The organism is Nonomuraea soli (assembly GCF_013761175.1).
Classification (GTDB): Bacteria; Actinomycetota; Actinomycetes; order Streptosporangiales; family Streptosporangiaceae; genus Nonomuraea; species Nonomuraea soli.
Genome location: NZ_JACDUR010000006.1, coordinates 284,215 through 305,689, shown reverse-complemented (window position 1 = coordinate 305,689; position 21,475 = coordinate 284,215). Strand labels below are relative to the sequence as shown.

The 21,475-nt window shown below is 72.5% G+C and carries 18 protein-coding genes; 12 read left to right on the top strand and 6 right to left on the bottom strand.

The features are described from left to right. The first annotated feature begins 83 nt into the window (after positions 1–83). From HNR30_RS29585 to HNR30_RS46965, 4 genes are read left to right on the top strand one after another with little or no spacing between them, the layout of a single operon-like run. Positions 84–968, top strand: coding sequence for an oxamate carbamoyltransferase subunit AllH family protein (locus tag HNR30_RS29585; protein WP_181613341.1), 885 nt, complete (start codon positions 84–86; stop codon positions 966–968). A 49-nt stretch (positions 969–1,017) separates the two neighbouring features. After that, positions 1,018–2,364: an AllF/FdrA family protein gene (locus tag HNR30_RS29580; RefSeq protein ID WP_181613340.1), complete on the top strand. Its 1,347-nt coding sequence runs from the start codon at positions 1,018–1,020 to the stop codon at positions 2,362–2,364. After that, on the top strand, positions 2,361–3,740 hold the full coding sequence (locus tag HNR30_RS29575; protein ID WP_181613339.1) for a YlbE family protein: 1,380 nt from the start codon (positions 2,361–2,363) through the stop codon (positions 3,738–3,740). Before HNR30_RS29580 ends, HNR30_RS29575 begins: the two co-directional genes overlap by 4 nt. 58 nt (positions 3,741–3,798) lie before the next feature. Then, positions 3,799–6,093, top strand: a complete 2,295-nt coding sequence (locus tag HNR30_RS46965; protein WP_246379563.1) for a serine/threonine-protein kinase — start codon at positions 3,799–3,801, stop codon at positions 6,091–6,093. On the opposite strand, the gene HNR30_RS29565 is transcribed toward HNR30_RS46965, so the two are convergent. Continuing rightward, positions 6,057–6,854 (bottom strand): alpha/beta hydrolase, encoded by a 798-nt coding sequence (locus tag HNR30_RS29565; protein WP_181613338.1) that lies wholly within the window; start codon positions 6,852–6,854, stop codon positions 6,057–6,059. The two genes, HNR30_RS46965 and HNR30_RS29565, sit on opposite strands and share 37 nt — an antisense overlap. 70 nt (positions 6,855–6,924) lie before the next feature. Between HNR30_RS29565 and HNR30_RS29560 the strand changes: the two genes are divergently transcribed. The 3 genes from HNR30_RS29560 (at position 6,925) to HNR30_RS29550 (ending at position 9,961) form a co-directional block, all read left to right on the top strand. Beyond that, positions 6,925–7,557, top strand: a complete 633-nt coding sequence (locus tag HNR30_RS29560; protein WP_181613337.1) for a TetR/AcrR family transcriptional regulator — start codon at positions 6,925–6,927, stop codon at positions 7,555–7,557. Positions 7,558–7,873: 316 nt separating this feature from the next. Beyond that, a complete protein-coding gene (locus HNR30_RS29555) occupies positions 7,874–8,689 on the top strand; it encodes an MOSC domain-containing protein (protein ID WP_181613336.1) in 816 nt (271 codons plus the stop codon). Positions 8,690–8,701: 12 nt separating this feature from the next. Beyond that, the gene (locus HNR30_RS29550; RefSeq protein ID WP_312894728.1) at positions 8,702–9,961 is read left to right on the top strand and encodes an MFS transporter; all 1,260 of its coding nucleotides are present in this window, start codon (positions 8,702–8,704) and stop codon (positions 9,959–9,961) included. Positions 9,962–10,088: 127 nt separating this feature from the next. Here the strand turns inward: HNR30_RS29550 and HNR30_RS29545 are convergent, their stop codons facing one another. After that, positions 10,089–11,639: a bifunctional 3'-5' exonuclease/DNA polymerase gene (locus HNR30_RS29545; protein ID WP_181613335.1), complete on the bottom strand. Its 1,551-nt coding sequence runs from the start codon at positions 11,637–11,639 to the stop codon at positions 10,089–10,091. Between the two features lie 52 nt (positions 11,640–11,691). After that, positions 11,692–13,182, bottom strand: coding sequence for a metallophosphoesterase family protein (locus HNR30_RS29540; protein WP_181613334.1), 1,491 nt, complete (start codon positions 13,180–13,182; stop codon positions 11,692–11,694). Between the two features lie 114 nt (positions 13,183–13,296). Between HNR30_RS29540 and HNR30_RS29535 the strand changes: the two genes are divergently transcribed. Beyond that, a complete protein-coding gene (locus tag HNR30_RS29535) occupies positions 13,297–13,689 on the top strand; it encodes a hypothetical protein (RefSeq protein ID WP_181613333.1) in 393 nt (130 codons plus the stop codon). A 3-nt stretch (positions 13,690–13,692) separates the two neighbouring features. On the opposite strand, the gene HNR30_RS29530 is transcribed toward HNR30_RS29535, so the two are convergent. Beyond that, positions 13,693–15,336, bottom strand: a complete 1,644-nt coding sequence (locus tag HNR30_RS29530; protein ID WP_181613332.1) for a serine/threonine-protein kinase — start codon at positions 15,334–15,336, stop codon at positions 13,693–13,695. A 19-nt stretch (positions 15,337–15,355) separates the two neighbouring features. Continuing rightward, positions 15,356–16,900, bottom strand: coding sequence for an FAD-binding oxidoreductase (locus HNR30_RS29525; protein ID WP_181613331.1), 1,545 nt, complete (start codon positions 16,898–16,900; stop codon positions 15,356–15,358). A gap of 25 nt (positions 16,901–16,925) precedes the next feature. On the opposite strand from HNR30_RS29525, the gene HNR30_RS29520 reads away from it, so the two are divergent. The 4 genes from HNR30_RS29520 (at position 16,926) to HNR30_RS29505 (ending at position 20,362) form a co-directional block, all read left to right on the top strand. Further along, positions 16,926–17,465 carry a TetR/AcrR family transcriptional regulator gene (locus HNR30_RS29520; RefSeq protein WP_181613330.1) on the top strand — a complete coding sequence of 180 codons (540 nt, stop codon included), beginning with the start codon at positions 16,926–16,928 and terminating at the stop codon, positions 17,463–17,465. Continuing rightward, on the top strand, positions 17,428–18,909 hold the full coding sequence (locus HNR30_RS29515) for a glycerol-3-phosphate dehydrogenase/oxidase (protein ID WP_181613329.1): 1,482 nt from the start codon (positions 17,428–17,430) through the stop codon (positions 18,907–18,909). The genes HNR30_RS29520 and HNR30_RS29515 overlap by 38 nt, the downstream gene beginning before the upstream one ends. Positions 18,910–19,034: 125 nt before the next feature. Further along, the gene (locus tag HNR30_RS50680) at positions 19,035–19,949 is read left to right on the top strand and encodes a sucrase ferredoxin (protein WP_181613328.1); all 915 of its coding nucleotides are present in this window, start codon (positions 19,035–19,037) and stop codon (positions 19,947–19,949) included. A 101-nt stretch (positions 19,950–20,050) separates the two neighbouring features. Further along, on the top strand, positions 20,051–20,362 hold the full coding sequence (locus tag HNR30_RS29505) for a WhiB family transcriptional regulator (RefSeq protein ID WP_181613327.1): 312 nt from the start codon (positions 20,051–20,053) through the stop codon (positions 20,360–20,362). A 110-nt stretch (positions 20,363–20,472) separates the two neighbouring features. Here the strand turns inward: HNR30_RS29505 and cydB are convergent, their stop codons facing one another. After that, on the bottom strand, positions 20,473–21,468 hold the full coding sequence (gene cydB / locus HNR30_RS29500; RefSeq protein ID WP_181613326.1) for a cytochrome d ubiquinol oxidase subunit II: 996 nt from the start codon (positions 21,466–21,468) through the stop codon (positions 20,473–20,475). Between the last annotated feature and the right edge of the window lie 7 nt (positions 21,469–21,475).

Here is a 21,475-nt window from a genome sequence, read left to right as displayed (position 1 = left end):
TGTCAGGAAGAGCCCAAAGGTTAAGACTTTGTTGTCAGATTTCTCCGTACGGGGAGTAATCAGCGGCGTTCTACGTTCGTCCCGTGACTGTGACGGCCCAGAAGGGCGCCCCCCGACGGGTGCGCACTCCCGTGACCGGCGCGGCCAGTGCGGCGGTACGCCCCGTCCTGGAGGCTCCGCGCCGGCCCGCACGAGTCCTGGCGGTCTTCCCGGCGGGCGCGTACCTCGAGGTCAGGACCGAGCTCGAACCCTCGGTGATCGCCGTGATCACCGGCACCGCCACCCGCCTGCCCAACGCGCTCCTGCTGCCCGGCCCGCTTCCGCGCCTCACCGTCGGTGACGAGGCGGTGGTGGGCGACGGCGCCGTCGAGCTGGGGCCGCTGTCCATGCGGGTGCGCCGGTGGTGGGATCCCGCCCCCCACACCGGCCGCGTCGATCCGGTACGGCTGGAGCGGGCCCTGCCGGCCCTGGCCCCCGACGGCGGCGAGGGGCTGGCGGGCAACGGCAACATCGAGCTGCTCACCCGCGCCTGCCGCACCGGCTGGCTGCTGGGTGTCCTCACCGCCGCGGAACAGCTCGTGGGCCTGGGGCCCGGGCTCACCCCGAGCGGCGACGACGTGCTGGCCGGACTGCTGGTGACGCTGCGGCACATCGGCAAGTCGGCAGGGGTGGGGCAGGCGGTCAGGGTGGGCGACTGGCTGGGCGCCACGGTGACGTACGACGCCCGCACCCGCACCACCCCCATCTCCGCCACCCTGCTGCACTGCGCCGCGCAGGGAGCGGCCAGCCCCGAGGTCTGCGGCGTGCTGCGCGCCGTGGCGGGACGTACCCCGCTGGAGCCCGCCCTGTCGCGGCTGCGGCGCCTGGGCCACACCTCGGGCTCCGACCTGGCGCAGGGCATCGCGATCGGGCTGGAGGCGGTCCTGGGCATGGCCGGGCGCGGCGGGCTGAGCGGAGAGGCCGCATGAACGGACGGGAAGCGGTTCCTGGCGGAGCCGGCCGCGGCGGGGTGGCCGCATGAACGAGCTGGTGACCCTGCGGCGGGGCATCTACCACGACTCGGTCAGCCTGATGCGGGTCAGCAAGGCCCTGTCGGACCTGCCGGGCGTGGAGGTCGCGATCGTCGCCATGGCCACCACGCTCAACGTCGGCCTCGCCCGCGACCTCGGCTTCGAGGTGCCCGCGTGCGAACCCTCCGACCTGCTCGTGGCCGTACGCGCCGACGACCCGGCGGCCGCCGCCGACGAGCTGGACCGGCTGCTGGACGCGCTGTCGCGCCAGTCCGCCGCCCAGGCGGCCGATCTGCCGCCCCGCACCACCCGCGCCGCCGCCCGCAGCGTGCCCGCCGGGCTGGCGCTGGTCTCCGTACCCGGCGAGCACGCCTTCGCCGAGGCGCTCGACGCCCTGGAGGCGGGGCTCAACGTGATGATCTTCAGCGACGGGGTGAGCCTGGAGCAGGAGGTCAGGCTCAAGGCGCTCGCCCGCGCCGCCGGACTGCTGGTGATGGGGCCCGACTGCGGCACCGCGGTGATCGCCGGCGCCGGGCTGGGCTTCGCCAACGTGCTCAAGCCCGGCCCCGTCGGCGTGGTCGCCGCCTCCGGCACCGGCGCCCAGCACGTCACCTGCCTGCTCGACCGGGCGGGCGTCGGGATCACCCACGTGCTCGGCGTGGGCGGGCGCGACCTGTCGGCCGAGGTGGGCGGGCTGGCCACGATCCAGGCGCTGCGCATGCTCGACGCCGACCCGGCCACCGAGCTGATCGTGCTGATCTCCAAGCCGCCGGACCCGTCGGCGTCCGCCACCGTCCAGGCCGTCGTCGCGGAGCTGTCCACGCCCGTGGTCCAGGCCATGCTCGGCGCCACCGACCTCACCTCCGCCACCGCCGAGGCGTTGCGCGTGCTCGGCCGTGCCGTACCCGAGTGGCCCTCATGGGAGCCTGACTCGGGCGGGCGGGCGGCCGGAGGGCGGCTGCTGGGACTGTTCTCCGGCGGCACCCTCTGCCAGGAGGCGCGGCTCGTCGCCGGGCACGGCGACTTCACCGACTTCGGCGACGACGCCTACACCAGGGGCAGGGCGCACCCGATGATCGACCCGTCGCTCCGGCTGGAGGCCCTGGACAAGGCCGAGGAGGGCGACACGGTCCTCATGGACGTCGTGCTCGGCCACGGCGCCGACCCCGATCCCGCCGCGACCCTGGCGCCCGCGATCGCGGCCGCCCCGGCGCGGGTGGTGGTCTGCCTGGTCGGCACGGAGGGCGACCCTCAGGGCCTGGGCGACCAGGTCTCCGCACTGACACGGGCCGGGGCGTGGGTGTTCACCTCCAACGCGGACGCGGCCAGGTTCGCAGGAGGTGGAGCCCGGTGAACAGCCTGCTCGACGGCGTCCCGAGGGTGATCACGGCGGGGGCGTCGCTGCTGGAGGAGTCGCTGCGCGCCCAGGCGATCGAGACCGTGCCGGTGGCCTGGCGGCCGCCGCTGCCCGGCACCGAGGAGGCGCTGGCCAGGGTGCTGGCCGATCCCCGGCGGCCCGAGGCCAACGCGCGTGCCGTGCAACGGCTGCTGGCCGCCCACCCACAGCTGGTGGGCGTGGTCCGGGCCTCGGAGATCCTGCCGGAGCGCACCTTCCTGCACGCCGGGCCGCCGATCACGTGGGAACGGGCCTCCGGTCCCATGCGCGGGGCCCTGATCGGCGCGATGCTCCTCGAAGGGCACGCCGACGATCCCGAGCAGGCCGGGCGGCGCATCGGCACGATGACGCTCGACTCCTGCCACCACCATCGCACGGTCGGGCCGATGGCCGGGCTCGTCAGCCCGTCGATGTGGCTGTTCGAGGTGCGCGACGCCGTGCACGGCGGCACCGCCTACTGCTCGCTCAACGAGGGGCTGGGCAAGGTGCTCAGGTACGGCGCCTACGGTCCCGAGGTGCTCGACCGGCTGCGCTGGATGGACCAGGTGCTCGGTCCCGCGCTGCGCGACGCGCTGCTCAGGACGGGGCCGATCGACCTGCGGGCCCTGATCGCGCAGGCGCTGCAGATGGGCGACGAGCTGCACAACCGCAACCGGGCGGCGACCAGCCTGCTCCTGCGCGAGCTGGCGCCCGCGATCGTGGAGGCCGCGCCCGGGCACGCCGCCGAGGTGCTGCGCTTCATCAACGGCAACGACCACTTCTTCCTGAACGCGGGCATGGCCGCGGGCAAGGTCTGCACCGACGCCGCCCGCGACGTGCCGGGCTCCAGCCTGGTCGTGGCGATGGCGCGCAACGGCACCGACTTCGGTGTGCAGCTGTCGGGGCTGGGCGAGCGGTGGTTCACCGGTCCCGCGGGCGTGCCCGACGGCCTCTACCTGGGCGCGTACGGTCCCGACGACGCCAATCCCGACATCGGCGACTCCACGATCACCGAGACGGGCGGGCTGGGCGGCTTCGCGATGGCCGCCGCCCCGGCGATCGTGCGCTTCGTCGGCGGCGAGGTCGCCGACGCGGTCAACGCCACCCGGTCGATGTACGAGATCACACTCGCGGAGCATCCCGTCTACCAGATACCGGGGCTGGGTTTCCGGGGGACGCCGATCGGAATAGACGTCACCTTGATCGCGAGAACGGGCATCCTCCCGGTGGTGAACACCGGCATCGCCGGACGGGTCGCCGGCACCGGGCAAGTCGGTGCTGGCCTGGTCAAACCACCCGTCGAGGCCTTCACCACGGCACTCACGGCACTGGCGAATTCGATTAGTCCCCAATAGAGGGGCAACTTTCGCATTACACGGCAATGCCGTTATTGTGGCCAACCATTGACCATTCATGCGGAGAAATGGGGGGCCCGAGATGTCGGCCGACCGCATGCTCAGCGGGCAGGACTCCCAGGGTCACGCCTCGAGCCAGGGTCGCCTCGTCGGCAACCGCTACCGGCTCATGTCTCCCGTCGGCCGCGGCGGCATGGGCATGGTCTGGCACGCCCACGACGTGCTGCTCGACCGCGACGTCGCCGTCAAGGAACTGCTGCTGCCCTACGGGCTCGACCAGGCGGGCAAGCAGGTCGCCCACCGCCGCATGCTGCGCGAGGCGCGCTCGGCCGCGCGGCTGACCCACCCCGGCATCGTCACCGTCCACGACGTCGTCGAGGAGGACGGCCGCCCCTGGATCGTCATGGAGCTGGTGCGCGCCTGGTCGCTGGAGCAGGCCGTACGGCAGAGCGGCCCGCTGCCCGTCATCCAGGCGGCCGAGATCGGCATCCGCGTCCTCGACGCCCTGCGCCACGCCCACGCCGCCGGCATCCTGCACCGCGACATCAAACCCGGCAACGTGCTCCTCACCACCGACCGGGTCGTGCTCACCGACTTCGGCATCGCCGCCATCGAGGGCGACGTCACCATCACCCAGACCGGGCTGCTCATGGGCTCGCCCGCCTACATCCCGCCGGAGCGGCTCTCCGGCCAGCCCATCGGGCAGTCGGCCGACCTGTGGTCCTTCGGCGCCACGCTGTACGCCGCCGTCGAGGGGCGCCCGCCGTTCGAGGGGCCCGACGCCATCGCCGTGCTCGGCGCCGTGCTCACCCAGGAGCCGATCAGGCCCCAGCGGGCCGGGGCGCTGATGCCCGTCATCGAGGGGCTGCTGCGCAAGAACCCCGCCGAGCGCCTGCCCGCCGCCCAGGTGGCCGAGATGCTGGAGCGGGTGCTGCGCTCGCACGGGTCGCCCAGCTCGCGAGCCGGGCGCGACGCCATCCCGACCGCCGCCGACTCCACGCCCATCGGGCTGCTGCCGCCGCTCGACCAGCCGTCGGGGCCGCTGCCCTCGCGCATCATCGAGACGCCCTCAGGGCCGGTGCGCGTGCCGTACGACCCGAACGCGGTGCAGGGCTTCGACCCGCTGGCCAGCCCGTCGTCCGAGCAGCGCACCGACCGGCTGACTGGGTACGACGCCTTCCGCAGCGCCTCGGGTCCGGTGACCGGCGCGTCAGGGCCGGTGCCCTACGAGGCGCTGCGCAGCCCGTCGGGGCCCGTCCCGCAGGAAGGGCCGGGCAGCCCGTCGGGGCCCGTGCCGTACGAGGGACTCCGCAGCCCGTCGGGGCCGGTGCCGTACGAAGCCCTGCGCAGCCCTTCGGGACCTGTGCCCTACGAGGCACTCCGCAGCCCTTCGGGGCCGGTGCCGTACGAGGCCCTGGGCAGCCCGTCCGGCCCCCAGCGCGGGCCCGCCGCCGAGCCTGGCAGGCCCGACCCCTACGAGGAGTTGCGCAGCCTTTCCGGGCCGCAGCCCGCCGCCCCCAAGCCGCAGCCGATCCTGCCGCTGACCACGAGCAGCAGCACCACGGGCGGCAGGACGACGGGCGGCACCCCGTGGCCGCTCGCCTCCTCCGACGACCTGGCCGCGCACTCGCGCGACCTGACCCGCGACGCCGAGTCCGCCGTCACCCACACCGGCGGCCAGCAGCGCATCGGCAGCCGCCGGCGCGCCGAGGAGCCGCCTCCCAGCGGCAACGGCTGGATGCGCGACGGCAGGCCCACGCCCCGCCTGATGCTGGCGGGGGCCGCCGCGCTGGCCGCGGCCACCCTCGCCGTCGTGATCATCGCGACGGGCGGCGACTCCGGCGGCCAGAACACCGCGAGCCCGTCGGCCTCCGCCAGCGAGACGGTCACCGAGCAGCAGGGCCCTCTGACCACCGACGTGCCCGACGGCTACAAGGAGCACGTCCAGGCCGGTTTCGCGGCGGCCGTGCCCGCGGCCTGGAAGGTGAGCACCTCGGGCGGCGAGACCGTCTTCACCGGGCCCAAGGACTCCGGGATGAAGATCACCGTCCGCTCCGGTCCGGCCGAGAACGACGGCGGCCTGGCCAAGCTCACCGCCGAGGAGCGCGCGGGCGGCGTCGACGACTACATCCAGGTGCAGCTGCAGGAGATCGACTTCCGCGGGTGGAAGGCGGCCGACTGGGAGTACACCTACCGGCTGTCCAACGGGGTGCCCATGCACGCCCTGGCGCGCTACGTGTCGGTGAACGACAGCAAGGGCTTCAAGATCGTGTTCACCATGTCCGATCTGCACTGGGACGACCAGGCGGAGCTGCGTCAGGTGTTCCTGGACTCCTTCGGCCCGAGGAGCTGACCGAGGGCGCGGTCCAGGAACGCGCGGACCGCCCCGATCAGCTCGGCCCGGTGGTCCGACAGGGCGTGGTCGGTCGGCCACTCGTGCCGCTCCGCCCAGCCGTACGGCTCCAGCATCGGCCGGTGGTGCGCCACCACCGGGGCGACCGTGTCATGTGAGGCGCCGATCAGCAGCACCGGGCGCCCGTCCAGCGCGGGAGCCAGCGCGGCCAGGCTCCACCCGTGCGCCTCGATCTCCTCGACCAGGGCCGCTCCGCTGGTGCCGCGCAGGGGCAGCAGGTCACCGCCGAAGAAATCCTCGTAGTGTTCCCGCCGTGCTTCGTCCAGGGGGAGCGGGAGCGTGCCGAAGTCGAAGGCCGCGACCGACACCACCGCGCGCACGCCGGGGTCCTCGGCCGCGGCGTTGAGCGCGGCGAACGCCCCGAAACTGTGCCCGACCACGGCGAGCCGCTCGGGGTCGAGGCGGTGCCGCTCCGCGAAGTCCTTCTCGCGTACGGCACGCGTCACCCGCAGGGCGTCCTGCAGCGCGTTGCTCCAGCTCCAGGTGCCGCCGACGCCCCAGGAGCCGCGGTAGTGGAAGACCAGCGTGGCGTAGCCGTCGCGGCGCAGGGCCTGGGCGAGGTCGCCGTTGCGCTCGTTGCCGGGGAAGCCGTGCATGATCACCACGATCGGGTGGGGGCCGGGGCCCGCCGGCAGGTGGAGCACGCCGAGCAGCTGCTCGCCGCCGCTCTCGACGGTGATGGAGGGGGTGGTGGCCGTCATGGTCGCCTCTCTTTGATGGAACCGATCGGTACCATAACAGGCTCCCGAACCGGGCGGTACCATCTATGCCGTGCCCGTCACCAAGGGAAGCCCACTCGACCCCGCCCGCACCCGCGCCGCGGTCCTGCACCGCGCGACCGCGATCTTCTACGCTCGCGGCCTCGACGGCGTCGGCGTGGCCGAGCTCTGCTCCACCATGGGCATCTCCAAGGAGACGCTCTACCGGCACTTCGGCTCCAAGGAAGGGCTCATCGAGGCCGTACTGAAGGAGCGCAGCGAGCGGGTCACGCGATGGCTGTCGGAGGCGGCCGAGGCGGCGGGGAGCGACCCGCGGGCGCGGCTCGCGGCGGTGTTCGACGCGCTGGCCTCGTGGCACGGGGAGCCCGGGTTCCGCGGCTGCGCGATCCTCAACGCCGCCACCCAGCACCATGGGGCGGGCGGCCCCGATGAGGCCGGGCAACACGGTGCTCCCCGGGAGGTCGCGGCACGGCACCTGGAACGGCGGCTGGCGCTGCTCACCGACATCGCACGCGACGCCGGAGCGGCCCAGCCCGAGGTGCTGGGGCGCCAGTTCCTCATGCTCGTCACCGGGGCTACCATCGTGGCCGACCACCACCCCGGCACCCCGGACGCCGCCCGCCACGCCCGCACCGCCGCCCTCGCCCTCCTCGACGCCGCCACCCACCCCGACCACCGCCCATAAGGCGACCCACGACATCACCGACGCGGATCACGACACCCCCCACGGCCCGGGGTGACGATGCGGCCCACGAGGCGGGTCACAGCGCAGATCACGACGCCGCTCATGACACGGACCACGGCGCGGGACGCGGCGCCGCCCATGACGCGGGTCGACGACGCTGGTCCACGGCGCTGGTCACGGGCGTGGGCCACAGCGGCGCCCATGAGGCCGTCTCCGCCACCGCCCGTGAGGCCGTCTCCGCCACCGCCGTGAGGCCGCCGGTGAGGCGGACGCCCGCCGCTGACCCGGGCGTCCCGGGCCGTGTACCGTCGGGCTCATGAGGCTCGCGAGCATCCACATTTATCCCGTCAAATCAACTCAAGGCCACGACCTCGACGTCGCGGAGGTCCTGCCCTGGGGCCTGGCCGGAGACCGCCGCTACCTGGTGACCGACGCCGACGGCGAGATGCTCACCGCCCGCGAACACCCCCGCCTGCTGACCGTGCGCGCGGAGCTGACCGGCGACACGATCACCCTCACCGGCCCGCACGCCGCGCCCCTGAAGGTGCTGCCGTCGTCCCGCCGCCGCGAGACCAAGGTCTGGAGGACCCCCGTCGAGCTGACCGACGGCGGCCAGGACGCCGCAGAGTGGCTCGGCGCCCTGCTCGGCCTCCCCGCCCGCCTCGCCTGGCTCGACGACCCGACCCGCCGCCCGGTCAACCCCGAGTACGGCACCGCCGACGACCGGGTCACCCTGGCCGACGGCTACCCCGTGCTGCTGGCCTCCACCCGCTCGCTGGCCCAGCTGAACGACTGGATCGCCGAGGAGGCCGCCGAGCGCGGCGAGGAGGTGCCCGAGCCGCTGCCCATCTCCCGCTTCCGCCCCAACCTGGTGGTCGACGGCGTCGAGGAGCCCTTCGCCGAGGACTCCTGGACGAGGATCCAGGTGGGCGACGTGAGCTTCCGTGTGGTCAAGGCCTGCGACCGCTGCGTGTTCACCACGATCGACGCGCGGACGCTCAAGAAGGGCAAGGAGCCGATCCGCACGCTGTCGCGCCACCGCAAGTGGGACGGCAAGGTCTGGTTCGCGATGAACCTCATTCCGGACACCACGGGGGCCGTGGTCGTCGGCGACCGAATTCAGGTGCTATGACACACTTTGCTCGTGAAAGCAGCCCCCGCTAGCCACGGCGTCGAGCAGTTCAAGTCCGTCCAGCGGCGCACCCTCGCGGTGCTGTCGCTGTCGCAGATCATCGGCGGCCTCGGCGTGGCCGTGGGCCTGGCCTTCAGCTCGCTGATCGTCGAAGACCTCTCGGGTTCGGTGACGATCAGCGGGTTCGCAGGAACCGCGATGGTGCTGGGCTCGGCGCTGTTCGCCCTGCCCATCGCCAAGGTCGCCACGATCTCCGGACGCAGGGCCAGCCTCGCCCTCGGATACGCGTCGGCGGCGGTCGGCGGCGCGGTGGCCACGCTGGCCATCGGCCTCGGCTCGTGGCCGCTCGTCCTGGTGGGATTCCTCCTGATCGGGGCGGGCAGCACGACCAACCTGGCCGCCCGCTACTCGGCCACGGACCTGTCGCCCAAGGGCACGACCGCGCGGCACCTGTCGCTCGTGGTCTGGGCGACCACCATCGGCTCGGTCGCCGGACCGAACCTGGCCCAGCCCGCCGACGCGATCGGCAAGAACCTGGGGCTGGCCGAATACGCCGGACCCTTCGCGTTCGCGACGTTCGCCTTCCTGGTCGCGCTGCTGTTCCTCTTCTTCTTCCTGCGTCCCGACCCGCTGAAGCTGGCCCGCACGGTCAGCACCGGCGGCGGCGAGGTGCCCAAGCGGGTCATGCGGGCGGGCTGGGACGCCATCCGCTCCTCCGCCGGGGCACGCGCCGCGGTGCTGGCCATCGCGATCAGCCACACGGCGATGGTCTCGATCATGTCCATGACGCCCGTGCACCTCAAGCACGGCGGCGCGACCACGGGCATCATCGGCCTGGCCCTGAGCCTGCACATCGCCGGCATGTACGTCTTCTCCCCGCTCGTCGGCTGGCTCGCCGACAAGGCGGGCAAGATCCCGGTGCTCGTGCTGGGCATGGCGATCCTGCTCGGCTCGGCCGTCCTGGCCATGACCGCCGGGGAGCACAGCGTCGGCCAGATCACCGCCTCGCTCATCCTGCTCGGCCTGGGCTGGTCGTGCGGGCTGGTGGCGGGCTCGGCACTGCTGACCGAATCGACCCCCATCGGGCAGCGGGCGTCGGTGCAGGGACTGTCGGACCTGCTGGTAAGCGTGTGCGGCGCGACGGGCACGGTGGTCGCGGGGCTGATCGTCGGCGGGCTGTCGTACAGCGCGCTCGGCATCGCGGTGGGCATCGTCGTCACGGCCACGGGCGTCTGGCTCGCCGCCCGCAGACGCGCCCTGACAGCCCCGTAGCCCGGGGACCGTCACCGGCCCCCGGCGGGGACTTACGGGACTGCGAGCGGCGGACGGGCCGACGGCGGGTGGTGCACGGCGGCGGGTGGTGCACGACGGCGGGTGGTGCACGACGGCGGGCGGTGCGTTACTTGGCGTCGGCGTAGCACTCCACCGCGACCGCCTCCATCGGAATCCGCACCGGCGTGGCCCCGAACAGCAGCCGCGTCGCCTCCTCCGCCGCCTTGCCGACCGCGGCGATCACCTCGCCGCCCTGCTCGGCCGGGCAGTGCACCATCACCTCGTCGTGCTGGAAGAACACCAGCCGCGCCGCCTCCGGCAGCAGCCCGCGCAGCACCGCCATCATCGCCAGTGCCCACTCCGCGGCCGTGCCCTGCACGACGAAGTTGCGCGTGAACCGCCCCCGGTCGCGCGCCGCGCGCCCGCCCTCGGGCCCCGACACCAGCGAGCGCCAGCGGTCGGAGGGCGGCGGGGAGGTACGGCCCAGCCAGGAGCGCACCACGCGCCCCTCCTCCCCCGCCCGGGCCGCGTCCTCGACGAACTGGTAGGCCTGGGGGAAACGCTGCCGCATGACGGCCAGCAGTTTGGGGGCGTCGCCGCTGGTGCCGCCGTACATGGCCGACAACATCGCGATCTTCGCATTGTCGCGCTCGCCGCCGAAGGACTGCGCAAGCGCGGCGTACAGGTCGATCTCCCCCGCGGCCCGCGCCAGCCCGCCGTCGCCCGCCATGGCGGCGAGCACGCGCGGCTCCAGTTGCGCCGCGTCGGCCACGACGAGGGTCCAGCCCGGCTCGGCCACCACGACCTTGCGCATCGACTTGTGGATCTGCAGCGCGCCGCCGCCGTTGGTCGCCCACCGCCCGGTGACCACACCGCCGACCACGTATTCGGGCCGGAAGCGCCCGTCGCGCACCCACTGGTCGGCCCAGGCCCAGCCGTGGAAGCTGTGCAGCCTGGCCAGCTCCTTGTAGGCGAGCAGCGGCGCGATCGCCGGATGGTCGATCTGCTTCAGCTCCCACGACCGTGTGGACTTGAGGTCGACCCCCGCCGCCTTGAAGGCCTTGATCACCTGCTGCGCGGAGTCGGGGTTGATCGCGTGCCCGAAGATCGCGGCCAGCTCGTCGGCCAGGGCCTGGAGCTTGACCGGCCGCATGCCCCTCATCGGCCGCGGGCCCAGCTTCTCGGTGAGCAGCGCGTCGTGCAGGCGCCGGTTCCACGGCATGCCGGCCTCGGCCATCTCCGCCGCGATCAGCCCGCCCGCCGACTCGGCCGCGACCAGCAGCCTGAACCGGCCGGGCTCGGGCAGCCGCTCGATGCGGGCGAGCTGGTCGGCCAGCACCTCCTCGATCGCGGAGACGCCGAGCGGCTCGGCGGGGAACAGCGTGTCGGCTCCCGCGTCGTTCTCGTGCGGCTCGGGCAGCCCGTGGAGGCGCGCGTGCGCCGCCTTGGCCGAGCGCGCCGCGCCGTACCGGCCCTCCGCCGCGAGCAGCAGCCCCTCGGTCAGCGCCAGGTCGTGACAGCGGCTCACCCGCACGCCGTCGCGCACCAGCGGTGTGTACGCCTCGCGGGCGTCGGCCCACACCCAGCGCGGGCGGTCGTGTTCGAGCCTCCGCACGGCGGCCGCGACGTCGTCGGGGCGGTCGGCCCCCACGTGGCTGGGTGTCAGCGGTACGTACACGCTCCCACTGTGGCAGACGCCTCCGACAAGCCGGGTTGCGGCGCCGGGGCCGTCATCGCAGGCTGATCACCACCTCGTCCTCCATCGGCGGCTCCAGTTCCTGCGTCAGGCACCCGGTCGCGGCGAAGCAACGGATGGTGACGTCCGAGGGCGTGACCGCCACGTGCAGGAAGCTCTTGAAGAACGGCGGGGTGTCCCAGTCGGACAACTCCGACAGGAACCGGTGGAACACCTTGTCGACAGGCAGCCGCAGCGGCCACGGCCAGGCACCCAGGATGCGCGCCGCCCACCTCATCCGCCGGGTGATCGTCACCGGCTCCTCGACCGGCCGGACCGGCTTGATGCCGATCTGCTCGGCCATGATGCAGACCGCCTCCTGCGGGGTGAGGTAGAGCCAGCGCATGCGCAGCCGCTTGGCGTACAGCTGGCTGTAGAACGACAGCGAGTCGCCGCGCAGCGGGTAGCACCGGTACTCCTCCTCGTGCACCCCGCCCACGTCGACACGCCGCACGGTGTGGGTGGCGTGCATGAACGCCCCGGAACCGCCCGCGACGAGATACTGGATCACCCGGTCGCCCACCTTGACCGGGTAGCGCTGGTAGTTGTGCACGTCGCCGCCGATGGCCGCCACGTAGTTGTGGGCGGGATCGCGCACGATGTCGTCGATCGTCCCGCCGCCCTCCAGCGGTGAGGGCGTGTAGTCGTTGCGCCGGTAGATCGGCTTGCCGGTGATGAGGATCTTCGGCCGGGGATCGGCGGAGGTGCGGCGCAGCCACGCGACCTGGTCCTTGTCGAGCTCCCCGCGGATCCCGGTGTCGACGCCGACGAGCAGCACGTGCGGCGTCTCGATCACCCAGTACGGCGCCGGCTGCACGGCCTGCTGCTCGGGCAGTCCGCGCATGGTGCGTGCCTGGGCCAGGGCGGCCTCGTCGATCCTCTCCGGCTTGCGCCACAGTAGCCCGCGCAGCCCCCGGTCGGGCTGGGGCTTCAGCGGCGGCGCGTCGCAGAAGACCCGCATGAACCCGCCGAGCCCGTCGTACCAGTCGTGGTTGCCCGGCACGGCGTAGATCGGCGCCCGGTAGTCCTTGTACGGGCGGAAGAACTTGTCGCAGTACTCGTTGCCCGAGCCGGTCGGATAGATCACGTCGCTGGCCACGACCGCGAAGGCCGTGTCCTCGCCGATCCTGCCCATGCCCGGCACGACGGCGTACTGCGACGCGTCACCCTCGCCAGGGTCGCCGAGCAGCAGGAACGAGAAGCTCTCGCCCACCTGCGGCCGGATCCTCAGCTCCGGGTCGAAGTCCGCGCGGCTTCGCTGGTAGTCCATCCACCGCCTGCGCACCTCCCCCGACGGGTCGCCGAACAGCCCCGCCAGGATCTCGTTGCGCGAACGCCACAACGTCGCCGGGTTCAGCCAGGAGAAGCTGCGGTCGTTGGGCCGCAGATCCTTGAACGTTCCGACCTGCTGGCACCGCCAGCCGGCACCCGCCTCCGAGACCCTCGAAGAGACCTGTTTCCCGCGCTCCGCCGCCAGCTCGACCATGGCAATATCTTTACCTTGATCTTGCCGAAACGCATCCTTTCCCGCCAACTCTGCGTGCATCTGACGACACAGCGCGATACCCTCGACGCTCAGGGCTGGCATGGGTGGATTCATATGGCCAGAAACGGGTTCAACGAACGCACCTCGGCGCGTGTCGACGCCGTCGAGGGTCTCCTCGCTTACGCCTCGACCCAGTCACGATGGAGCCGCCAGGCCATCGAACGGGTCTGGGAGGCGGTCGCGCTCAGCCGCGAGCTGGCGAGAACCGACCCCGGGGCGCACACGGCGCTGCTCGCGCGTTCGCTGCGCACGGCGGCGCGCCTGATGCTCCGCCGGCGTCGCCCTGACGACGCCCTGCCGTCCGCGGAGGAGGCCGTGAGGCTGGCCAGGGCGGTGGGGGGCGCGCCGCTGATCCTGGCGCTCGGATGCCTGTCGGAGGTCCTCACGGCCCTGGGCCGCCACGAGGAGGCGGCGGTGGCCATGATCGAGGCCGACAAGCTCACCTGACCGCTAGAACCACGACACCCGGTAGTCGTCGATCGTGGCCTTGGCGTCGGCCTCTCCGGCGTGCGTCAGCTGCACTCCCACGCTCGGCTGCTTGCCGGAGACCGCCTTCAGCGTGTCGTCGGCCGTGACGGCGAGGGTGCCGTTCACCCACAACGCGAGCCGTATGCGCTCCCCCTCCCGCGCGCACTGGGCCTGCAGCCGTACCTTGCCCGGCTTGAACCCCGAGACCGGCGCGTCGGCCGTCAGGTCCCAGCCGTCCTTGTCGACGGACTTGCGGATCCTGGCCCGCCCGTCCTGCCGGATCTCCAGGTCGTACGACGCGCCCTGCCCGTCGTGGAGGTGGTTGCAGTACAGCCCGGCCCTGGCGCCGGGGCTGCCCTCGATCAGCACGGTCGCCTCCATGAGCAGCCGCGACGGGAAGTTGGCGTTGATCGGCGGCCGTGACCAGGAGCCCGCCCCGCCGCTGGCGGTGAGGACGAACTGGCCGGGCGGGTCGGAGTAGGAGCCGCCCGAGTCGGTGACCCAGCCCGACTCCACGGAGTCGAAAGCCTCGGTGTAGAGCACGCCGTCGGCGGCGGGCGGCCCCGAGGGGCTCATCACCACGAAGGCGGTCGCGGCGACCGCGAGGAGGGCCGCGGCGCCCGCGCCGATCGCGATCCATCGGCCGGTCCTGCGCCGGGGCGGCACGGTGGCGGCCTGGGCACCGGACGGGCCGCCTGGCTGGCCGCCCGATGGGGCGGCGGCGGTGGGCGGCGGGGTAGTGAGTGAGGCGAGGTCGATGCGCAGCGTGCCGGCCACCGCCTGGGCGTCGACCCTGGTGCTGCCGACCAGGCGTCCGGCCAGGTCCTGGGCGGAGGGGCGGTTGGCGGGATCCTTCTCCAGGGCCGCGGCCACCAGCGGGCGCAGCCCGGGTTCGACGGCCTCCAGCGAGGGCTGGTCGTTGACGACCCTCATGAGCGCCTCGGGCACCGTGCGCGCCGCGAACGGCGAGCGGCCCGTGGCCGCGGCGAACACGACGCAGCCCCAGGCGAAGATGTCGGCCGCCGGGGTGAGGTGGTGATCGTTGATCACCTCGGGAGCCATGTATTCGGGCGTGCCCAGCAGGCGACCCGTCACGGTCTTGCCGTGTCCCAGGTCGAGGGCGCGGGCGATGCCGAAGTCGATGACGCGGGGGCCGAGCGGCGACAGCAGGACGTTGGCCGGTTTGAGGTCGCAGTGCACGACGCCCGCGCCGTGGATGGCGGTCAGCGCCGTCGCCACCCCGACGGCGAGCGCCTCCAGGTTGGAGCCGGTCAGCGGCCCGCCCTCGCGCAGCACCCGGCCGAGGTCGGGCCCGGCGACGTACTCGGTGACCAGCCACAGCGGCGCCGCGTCCAGCCGGGAGTCGAGCACGGGCGCGGTGCAGAACCGCCGCACCCGGCCCGCCGCCGCGACCTCGCGGCGGAACCGCTCGGCGAACTCGGGGTCGTTGGCCAGGTGCGGGGTGATGACCTTGATCGCCACCGGCCCCTGCGGCCCCTCGGCGAGGAAGACGGATCCCATGCCGCCCTGCCCCAGCCGTCCGGCGATCCGGTACGGGCCCAGCTCGACGGGATCGCCTTCACGGAGGGCTTGTACGGCAGGCGGCCCGTAGGCGGCGGCACTCATGGCGGGACATAGTAGACGATTAAGGAATCAGCACGCCCGGGTTGAGGATTCCGGCCGGATCGAGCCGTTCCTTGACCGCGCGCAGGATCTCCACGCCCAGGGGGCCGATCTCCTCCGCGTAGGCCTCCCGGTGGTCCCTGCCGACGCCGTGGTGGTGGGAGATCGTGCCGTCCGCTCCCACGATCGCGGCGTTGACCTGCCGCTTGGCCGCCTCCCACGTCTCCAGGCCGGCGCTGGTGACGACGGTGAAGTAGAGCGAGGCGCCGGTCTCGTAGACGTGCGAGATGTGGCACATGACCAGCGGGTTGCCGAGAGCTGCGAGCAGCGTGAGCCGTACGGCGTCGTAGAGCCTGGGCAGGTTGGACCAGAAGGTGGCGGTCTCCAGGGTCTCGACGGTGGCACCGGCCGCCAGGAGCGAGTCACGCAGGTACGGCGCGGAGAACCGGCCGTGCGCCCATGCCTGTCCTGGCTCCTCGCCGAGGCAGGCGCCGCCGTGCTCGGCGAGGACGGCGCGCGTCGCCTCCCACCGCGCCCGATCGGCCGGGGTGCCGGACGAGCCCTCGAAGCCCGCGATCGCCAGGCAGCCGCCCTCTCCCCCGCCTCCGATCGACTCGGGCTTGGCCAGCCCGATCATCGTCTCCGTCTCGTCCGACAGCCGGAGCACGGCCGGCAGCAGCCCCCGCTGTGCCAGCGACCGCATCGCCGCCGCCCCGTCCTGGAAGGCGGCGAACCTCCACCCCTCGTACTCCTGGACGGCCGGCACGCGGCGGACCCGCAGCCGCAGCGACGTGATCACCCCGAACGCCCCCTCGGAGCCGAGGACCAGCTGGCGCAGGTCGGGTCCCGCGGCCGACCGGGGCGCGCGTCCCAGCTCCAGCGTCCCGCCGGGAGTCGCCACGGTGAGCCCCACCACCATGTCGTCGAACCGGCCGTAGCCCGCCGACGCCTGGCCGCTGGAGCGGGCGGCGGCGAACCCGCCGAGCGTGGCGTACTCGAAGGACTGCGGGAAGTGCCCCAGCGTCAGGCCGTGCTCGCCGAGCATGCGCTCCGCCTCCGGCGCCCTGACGCCCGGCTCGAACACCGCGACCATCGAGTCGGCGTCGACGCAGATCAGGCGGTCCAGCCGTGCCAGGTCCAGGGCGATGACGCCGGCGAATCCCTCGCGCTCCGGCGCGAGGCCGCCGACCACCGAGGTGCCGCCACCGAAGGGCACGACGGCGATCCGCTCGGCCGCGCACACCCGGAGGACGGCGAGCACCTCGTCGTGGGAGCCGGGCGAGACGACGGCGTCCGGCGCGTCGGATCCGTCCCCGGCCAGCATGCGCATCAGGTCGGGCGTGGACTTGCCCCGGGTGTGGCGGACGCGCGCCTCCCGGTCGGTGCTGACGCGGGTGATCGCCCGCAGCTCGTCGAGGGCGGGCAGGCCGGGCTCCGCCAGCCGCACCTGCTCCATGGCGACGGGCGCCACGGGCGGTCGCACGCCGAGGAGGTCGTGCAGCAGCTTGACGATCGGCTCGGGCAGCTCTCGGGCCTTGGCCGGATCGCCCCAGCCCTGCCAGTTCATCGCATCCACCTCTACACTGTGACACATGACGTCAATTCGTCACAACGACGGCGTGCTGGATGCCGCTCTGGCCTGTGTGCTCGCCCATGGCGTGCGCCGTACGACGCTGACCGACGTGGCGCGCCGGGCCGGGATCTCGCGCATGACCATCTACCGCCGCTGGCCCGACGTGCGCACGCTGGTGGCCGATCTGATGACCCGCGAGTGGACCCGCGTGTTCCAGGGCCTGGAGGTGTCGGACCCGGTCGAGGCGGTGGTGTCGGGGGTCAGGGCGATGCGGGAGCACCCGCTGTGGCGCAAGATCGTCGAGGTGGACCCCGAGCTGCTGCTGCCGTACCTGACCGACCGGCGCGGCGCCGCGCACGAGGCGATCCTGCAGGTCCTCGAACCCGTCGCCGGCTCTCCCGCGCGGGCCCGCGCGGTGCTGCTGACCGCGCAGTCGTTCCTGATCTCCGCTCCCACGATGCTCGGCCCCACCACCCTCGACGAGCTCGACACCGAGCTCCGCACCCTGCTGGAGGCATACCTTGGACAGCTCTCTCAACGCCGCCAGGCGGGCGGCTGACCTGCGGCGCGTCGCCGAGGAGACGGTCGACGTCCTGGTGGTCGGGCTGGGCGCGACGGGCGCGGGCGCGGCCCTCGACGCCGCCTCGCGCGGACTGACCGTCGCCGCGATCGACGCGCACGACCTGGCCTTCGGCACCTCGCGCTGGAGCTCCAAGATGATCCACGGCGGGCTGCGCTACCTGGCCAAGGGTCAGCTCGACGTGGCCCACGAGAGCGCCGTCGAGCGCGGCATCCTGCTCACCCGCACCGCCCCGCACCTGGTCAAGGCCTCGCCGTACCTGCTGCCCCTCACGCCGGACGTGCCCGCTTCGCAGGCGGCGCTGGTGATGACCGGCTACCGCCTCGGCGACGCCCTGCGCGCCGCCGCGCGTACCCCGCGCCGCGCGCTGCCGGGACCTGCGCGCCTGCGCACGGGCAGGGCGCTGGAGCTGGCGCCGGTGCTGCGGCGCGAGGGCCTGCGCGGCGGGCTGCTGTCATGGGACGGCCGGCTGGTCGACGACGCCCGCCTCGTGGTGGCCGTCGCCCGCACCGCGGCCTGGTGCGGCGCGCGCGTCCTGACCCGCTGCCGGGCGCTGCGCCTGTCGTACGGCCAGGCGGAGGTGCGCGACGAGCTGACCGGTTCGACGCTGACGATCCGCGCCCGCGTGATCGTGAACGCGACCGGCGTCTGGGCGGGCGGCCTGGCGCCTTCCGTACGGCTGCGCCCTTCGCGTGGCACCCACCTGGTGCTGCGGCCGGGGGCGCTGCCCGGGCTGCGCGGCGGGCTGCACGTGCCGCTGCCCGGCAGTTCCAACCGTTTCGCCCTCGTCCTGCCGCAGGCCGACGGCCGTGTGTACGTGGGCCTGACCGACGAGCCCGTCGACGGCCCGATCCCCGACGTCCCCGAAGCGCCCGAGTCCGACGTCGCGGCCTTGCTGGAGGTGCTCAACTCCGTCCTGGAGGCGCCGCTGACGCGTGCCGACGTGGCGGGGGCGTTCGCCGGGCTCCGGCCGCTGCTGGAGGCGGAGGGACAGACGGCCGACCTGTCGCGCAGGCACGCCGTCCTCGACGAGGACGGGGTGGTGACGGTGGTGGGCGGCAAGCTCACGACATATCGGCGGATGGCGCAGGACGCGGTGGACCGTGCCGTGGCGCTGCGTTTCCTGAACGCCGGGCCGTCGGTGACGGCGTCGCTGCCCCTGGTCGGCGCGCGCGGTCCGATGGCACCCGACGGCGTCCCCGCCCGGCTGGTGGCGCGCTACGGCGCGGAGGCCGCCGACGTCTGGCGTTTGGCCGAAAAGCACCCCGAGCACGACGGACTCCTGGCCGAGCTCATGTGGGCCGTCCGCCACGAGGGCGCCCTGGACGAGGACGATCTGCTCGACCGCCGCACCCGCGTCGGCCTGGTCCCCGAGGACCGCGCGGCCGCCCTCCCTCTGGCACACGCGGCGCTGCACGCGTGACAAGGGCAAATGCCTGGGCATGAATGCGATAAGCCCCGGGAGTTGTTTTCACCCCTCCCGGACAACCCCCCACCCGATAGGTTAGCCTTGCCTAAGTTAATCAACGGATTCGGGGGGACCGGAACGTGCCCAGAGGCTGCGACCATCCGGACGGGTGCCACACGGGCGCCCTACCGACCTTCGCGAGTGCGACGGTCGGGGCCCGGTCGTGGCTGCTGGTCGAATACAGCGGCCCCTGGGCGGATCGGGTGGAGAATTCAAGTCTCCCCGATGGAATCGCCAAACTCGTGCGCCGGGCCACCGAGAGGGGCATCAGGCCGCAGCTGATCCGCCGCCCCGGCCGCCGGACCCCTCTGTCGGACCAGGGCATCCGTGTGCTAGTCGCGTACGCGGCAGGAGAGGAACCCTGGCTGGCCCAGGGAATCGTCGCAGGTCCCGATGATCTTGACCTTGACGCCGTGATGGCGGGAGTGGTCCCAGAGTCCTGCATACTTGAAGACGAGCCGGTATTTCTGGTCTGCACGCACGCCAAGCGCAATGCGTGCTGCGCCCGCATTGGACTACCCCTCGCTCGGTCGCTGGCAGAGTTTTTGCCGGACAGAGTGTGGGAAACGTCACACGTTGGCGGCGATAGGTACGCCGCCAACCTCGTGTGCTTGCCACACGGACTTTATTACGGCAGCATGTCTCAGGCTGCCGCGTTGTCGGCGGCTAGCGCGTACCGGTCGGGCGAGATCATCCTCGACCGTTACCGGGGACGCGCAGGCATCCCTGAGCCATTGCAAGCCGTTGAGCATTTCGCCCGAATCCATACGGGTGTGCTTTCGGTCTGCGGTGTGTCCGTGGAATCCTCCAGGTTGGACGGCGACGTCACCGAAGCCATCGTGCGCTGCGGAGACGTGCGGCTCCAGGTTGTGGTTGAGCCATCGGTGTTCCAAGCACCGTGTGGTACGGCTTGCGCCGAAACGATCACGACCTATCGGCTGATCTCGCTGGACAGGCTTTCGCCTGTGCGGTACGTCACGCCCGTCCTCACTTGAGCAGGGAACATCCCGGCAACCCTTTGCGTTGGAGCAGTGACGCCAAAATGCGTCCAATGCGGCTCATCAGACCAGAAATACTCTCAAGAAGGTGGATTCTCATGTCTCAGGTACGTCGGCAGCTCACCCGCCCGCGCCCCAGCTGGGGTTGGCAGGATGATGCCGCGTGCCGGGGTGAGGACCTCGTGCTGTTCTTCGGCCCCGATGGGGAGCGGCAGCCCGAGCGTGACAACCGCGAAAAGAAGGCCAAGGCGATCTGCGGCGCTTGCCCGGTGCGCAACGAGTGCCTCGACTACGCGCTGTCCCGTCCGGAGAAGTACGGCACGTGGGGCGGTTTGAACGAGGACGAGCGCGCTTCCGAGCGTCGTCGTCGTATGCGTCGCGCCGCGAGCGCCGGCATCTCCGCCGCCTGAGTTTATCCCGGTACGAAAAGAAGCGTGATCACGCAGTTGTCCCGATGATGCCTGCCCGGATCCGGCGACGGACCCGGGCGGACGCGAACCCGGTCGGGACAACTGCCTGATCAAGCCGGGATGTCCTGAACGCCGATCCTGCGGCGGAAGACCCAGTACGACCACGACTGGTAGACCAGCACCACCGGTAGGAAGATCACCGCCACCCAGGTCATGATGCCCAGCGTCTTGGGCGAGGCCGCGGCGTTGGTCACCGTGAGGCTGTTGGCCGGATCCAGCGTCGAGGGCAGGACATCCGGATAGAGCACCACGAACAAACTCGCCACAGCGAGCCCGATGGCGGCCGCCGACAGGCCGAACGACCATCCCTCGCGTCCGGCGACCACCATCCCGAGCGCTCCCACGAACGCCAGGGCCGCCAGCGCCGCCATCACGATGGTGACCGCGCTCCCGCTCCGCACCTGGGTCCACACGAGGAACGCGACCGCGAGCACCGCCGCGACCACCCCCGTCTGCAGGGCGATCGACCTGGCCCGCACGCGGATCTCCCCCACCGTCTTCAGCGAGACGAAGATCGCTCCGTGCGTGGCGAACAACGACAACGTCACCAGCCCGCCGAGCAGCGCGTACGGGTTGAGCAGATCCCAGAAGGTGCCGACGTACTCATGCGAGGCGTCCAGCTTCACCCCGCGCACGATGTTGGCGAAGGCCACGCCCCACAACAACGCGGGCACGAACGAGCCGAACACGATGGCCTTGTCCCAGTTGGCCCGCCAGCGATCCGAGTCGCGCTTGCCGCGGTACTCGAAGGCCACGCCGCGCAGGATCAGCGCCACCAGGATCACGAAGAGCGGCAGGTAGAAGCCGCTGAACAGGCTGGCGTACCACTCGGGGAAGGCGGCGAACGTCGCGCCGCCCGCCGTCAGCAGCCACACCTCGTTGCCGTCCCAGACGGGGCCGATCGTATTGATCATCACGCGGCGCTCGACGCCGTCCCTCGACAACACCGGCAGCAGCATGCCCACACCGAAGTCGAAGCCCTCCAGGACGAAGTAGCCCACCCAGAGCACGGCGATCGCGATGAACCAGACATCATTGAGCGTCATCACTCCC

Bases quoted from the DNA above. Each gene is read 5' to 3' on its own strand.
- HNR30_RS29535 (WP_181613333.1), top strand. From the start codon at position 13,297: ATGGCCAGAAACGGGTTCAACGAACGCACCTCGGCGCGTGTCGACGCC.
- cydB (WP_181613326.1), bottom strand. From the start codon at position 21,468: ATGACGCTCAATGATGTCTGGTTCATCGCGATCGCCGTGCTCTGGGTG.
- HNR30_RS29505 (WP_181613327.1), top strand. From the start codon at position 20,051: ATGTCTCAGGTACGTCGGCAGCTCACCCGCCCGCGCCCCAGCTGGGGT.
- HNR30_RS29580 (WP_181613340.1), top strand. From the start codon at position 1,018: ATGAACGAGCTGGTGACCCTGCGGCGGGGCATCTACCACGACTCGGTC.
- HNR30_RS29525 (WP_181613331.1), bottom strand. From the start codon at position 16,900: ATGAACTGGCAGGGCTGGGGCGATCCGGCCAAGGCCCGAGAGCTGCCC.
- HNR30_RS29555 (WP_181613336.1), top strand. From the start codon at position 7,874: ATGAGGCTCGCGAGCATCCACATTTATCCCGTCAAATCAACTCAAGGC.
- HNR30_RS29530 (WP_181613332.1), bottom strand. From the start codon at position 15,336: ATGAGTGCCGCCGCCTACGGGCCGCCTGCCGTACAAGCCCTCCGTGAA.
- HNR30_RS29520 (WP_181613330.1), top strand. From the start codon at position 16,926: ATGACGTCAATTCGTCACAACGACGGCGTGCTGGATGCCGCTCTGGCC.
- HNR30_RS29565 (WP_181613338.1), bottom strand. From the start codon at position 6,854: ATGACGGCCACCACCCCCTCCATCACCGTCGAGAGCGGCGGCGAGCAG.
- HNR30_RS46965 (WP_246379563.1), top strand. From the start codon at position 3,799: ATGCGGAGAAATGGGGGGCCCGAGATGTCGGCCGACCGCATGCTCAGC.
- HNR30_RS29540 (WP_181613334.1), bottom strand. From the start codon at position 13,182: ATGGTCGAGCTGGCGGCGGAGCGCGGGAAACAGGTCTCTTCGAGGGTC.